Origin of the sequence: Streptococcus oralis, assembly GCF_001578705.1 — a bacterium.
GTDB classification, from domain to species: domain Bacteria; phylum Bacillota; class Bacilli; order Lactobacillales; family Streptococcaceae; genus Streptococcus; species Streptococcus oralis_J.
On record NZ_KQ969037.1, the window covers coordinates 1 to 643 of the forward strand.

The 643-nt window shown below is 46.5% G+C and carries 1 protein-coding gene; it reads right to left on the reverse strand.

Annotated features, from left to right (window positions below; translation table 11 throughout):
• Positions 1-250 precede the first annotated feature (250 nt).
• A partial coding sequence (locus SORDD05_RS10315) for a hypothetical protein (RefSeq protein WP_196757186.1) occupies positions 251-643 on the reverse strand: 393 nt, incomplete at its 5' end.

A 643-nucleotide genomic window follows, 5' to 3' on the forward strand; every position in this document is an offset into this window, starting at 1 on the left:
CAAGCTTGAGCAACAGCATGTCTGCATCAATCAGTGCTAGCCAATCAGCAAGCGCATCAGTATCTGCAAGTCAATCAGCTTCAGCATCTGTAAGTGCAAGCGAATCAACTAGCGCATCAGTATCTGCAAGTCAATCAACTTCAGCATCTGTATCAGCTAGCCAATCAGCAAGCGCATCAGTATCTGCAAGTCAATCAACTTCAGCATCTGTATCAGCTAGCCAATCAGCTAGCGAATCAGTATCTGCAAGTCAATCAACTTCAGCATCTGTATCAGCTAGCCAATCAGCAAGCACAAGCTTGAGCAACAGCGTATCTGCATCAATCAGTGCATCTGAATCAGCAAGCACAAGCTTGAGCAACAGCGTATCTGCATCAATCAGTGCATCTGAATCAGCAAGCACAAGCTTGAGCAATAGCGTAAGTGCTTCAATCAGTGCTTCTGAATCAGCAAGCACAAGCTTGAGCAACAGCGTGTCTGCATCAATCAGTGCAAGCCAATCAGCAAGCACAAGCTTGAGCAACAGCGTGTCTGCTTCAATCAGCGCATCTGAATCAGCAAGCACAAGCTTGAGCAATAGCGTATCTGCATCAATCAGTGCATCTGAATCAGCAAGCACAAGCTTGAGCAACAGCGTGTCTGC